The organism is Spirillospora sp. NPDC049652 (assembly GCF_040675125.1).
Classification (GTDB): Bacteria; Actinomycetota; Actinomycetes; order Streptosporangiales; family Streptosporangiaceae; genus Spirillospora.
Genome location: NZ_JBFAOF010000986.1, coordinates 1 through 2,555, shown reverse-complemented (window position 1 = coordinate 2,555; position 2,555 = coordinate 1). Strand labels below are relative to the sequence as shown.

Here is a 2,555-nt window from a genome sequence, read left to right as displayed (position 1 = left end):
GCCGGACGGCCCCCGGGCCGCCGGCGGACGCGGCGCGCGTGCCCCCGATCGGAATTGAACCGACAACCAAAACCCTTTTAAGGGGTTCGCCTCTGCCAATTGGGCTACGGGGGCGCGGTGATCGTAACTGTGCCGGTCGTGGAACTCAACAGGGCCCCCGACCGAGGGTATTGCGGCGTCCAACCGGTGATTCAGACGCTTGGACAAAGGCGCCGCGAGGAGTCGTCTGGACAATGCGGGGCGTCCTTGTCCGGTTCCGCGGGCCCGTGTAATGCTGACCCGGCCCTGCTGCCGACCCGGCCAACGATCAATGCCGTCTGGGGTCCCAATGACCGAACAGCTTTTGGCGCGGGACGGGGTGCTCCGGAAGGAGACCCTGCACGCCAGCGTCGCCAGCCCGCTGCTCGACACGATGACGTTCCTCAACGAGATCACCCTGCGCTATCCGGAGGCGGTCTCCTTCGCGCCCGGCCGTCCCTATGACGGCTTCTTCGGCAACGAGCAGATCTTCGGCTACGTGCGCGGATATCTCGACCACCTGGCCGACCAGGGCCGCTCGGACGAGGAGATCCGGACGCTGCTGTTCCAGTACGGCCCGACCCCCGGGCTGATCCGCACGGTGATCGCCGAGTCGCTCGCCCGGGACGAGGGCATCGAGGTCCCGCCGGAGTCGATCGTGGTGACGGTCGGCGCGCAGGAGGGCATGCTGCTCACGCTGCGCGCCCTGTTCGCCGGCCCCGAGGACGTCCTGCTGGTCGCCAGCCCCTGCTACGTGGGCATCACCGGCGCCGCCTGCCTGCTGAACCTGCCGGTCACGCCGGTGCCCGAGCGCGCCGACGGCCTGCACTGCGCCGACGTGGAGGCGGCGATCCTCGCCGAGCGCGCGAAGGGGCGGCGGGCGCGCGCGTTCTACGTCGTCCCCGACCACTCCAACCCGTCCGGCACCACCATGGACCCGCGGTCCCGCCGCGAGCTGCTCGACCTGGCCGCCCGGCACGGCGTGCTCGTCCTGGAGGACACCCCCTACCGGCTGGTCAGCCCGGGCACCCCGCACCCGACCCTGAAGTCCCTGGACCGGGACCGCGGCGTGGTGCACATCGGCTCGTTCTCCAAGTCGGTCTTCCCCGGCGCCCGGGTCGGGTTCGTGGTCGCCGACCAGCCGGTCGCGGACGCGGGCGGGCGCACCGGCCTGCTGGCCGACGAGCTCGCCAAGATCAAGAGCATGGTCACGGTCAACACCCCGGCGCTCAGCCAGGCCGCCGTCGCGGGCGTCCTGCTCGCGGCGGACGGCCGGCTGTCGCGGTTCAACGACCCCGCCGCCGACTACTACGGCGAGGCCATGCGGACGACCCTGGCGGCGCTGGACCGGCACCTGCCGCCCGCCCGCCGCGCGGCCCTCGGCGTCGACTGGAACCACCCCACGGGCGGCTTCTTCATCCGCGTCGAGGTGCCGTTCGCCGCCGACGAGGCGGCGCTGCACCGCTCGGCGGACGAGTTCGGGGTCATCTGGACGCCCATGTCGTACTTCCATCCCGAGGGCGGCGGCCACCGCCAGCTCCGGCTGTCGACCAGCTACCTGAGCGCCGAGGAGATCGAGCAGGGCATCGCCCGGCTCACCGCCTTCATCGAGGCGCAGGCGGCGGCACCCGCCGTCGCGGCGCCGGGGGACTCCCCGGACTCCTGACATCCCGCGCGCTCGCCCGCTCAGCGGGTGCCCCGACCAGGGCACCGGCCGGGCGTCCGACGCCTGCCCTGCCGGCCGCGGCCGACCCCGCGCAAGAGACCGCCGACCGACTCGACCGAACGCACCGAACCGACCGAACCGACCGAACCAGCACACCGATGGGAGAGGTGAGCACCGTGCACAGCACGCGTCGTCCACGTAGCAAGCCGCGCATGTGGGGGTGGACCTTCCGATGACCGTCCTCGTCCAGGAGACCGCGCCCGAACGGGCGCCCGCCCGCGTCCTCGCCCGCATCGCGGGCGTCGGCACCGCCAGCACCGCCGAGGTGCACACCCAGCACGAGGTGCTGGAGGCCCTCGGCGTCACCGACCCGAAGGTGCGGTCGGTGTTCCTCAACAGCGCCATCGAGCGGCGCCACCTCACCCTGCCCGAGCCGGGCCCGGACGGCCTGCGCCACCCCGAGCCGCAGGGCGACCTGCTGGACAAGCACAAGCGGCTGGCCCTGGAGATGGGCGCCGAGGCGCTGCTGGCCTGCCTGGAGAACTCCGGCCACCGGCTGTCGGACCTGAAGCACCTGTGCTGCGTCACCACCACCGGCTTCCTCACCCCGGGCCTCAGCGCCCTGCTGATCAAGAAGCTGGGGATCGACCGGCACTGCAGCCGCTCCGACATCGTCGGGATGGGCTGCAACGCCGGGCTGAACGCCCTGAACGTCGTCAACGGCTGGGCGGTCGCGCACCCCGGCGAGCTGGCCGTGGTGCTGTGCACCGAGGCGTGCTCGGCCGCCTACGCGCTGGACTCCAGCATGCGCACCGCCGTGGTGAACAGCCTCTTCGGCGACGGCGCGGCCGCCGTCGCCCTGGTCGCGGGC

The 2,555-nt window shown here is 72.6% G+C and carries 1 protein-coding gene, 1 tRNA gene and 1 pseudogene; 2 read left to right on the top strand and 1 reads right to left on the bottom strand.

Annotated features, from left to right (window positions below; all coding sequences use genetic code 11):
- Window positions 1-39 precede the first annotated feature (39 nt).
- A tRNA-Leu gene (locus AB0J52_RS35820) sits at window positions 40-114 on the bottom strand.
- A 214-nt stretch (window positions 115-328) separates the two neighbouring features.
- Between AB0J52_RS35820 and AB0J52_RS35815 the strand changes: the two genes are divergently transcribed.
- Window positions 329-1,684 (top strand): aminotransferase-like domain-containing protein, encoded by a 1,356-nt coding sequence (locus AB0J52_RS35815; RefSeq protein WP_500187360.1) that lies wholly within the window; start codon window positions 329-331, stop codon window positions 1,682-1,684.
- 232 nt (window positions 1,685-1,916) lie between these two features.
- Window positions 1,917-2,555: pseudogene (locus AB0J52_RS35810) on the top strand (3,5-dihydroxyphenylacetyl-CoA synthase DpgA); the annotation flags it as partial.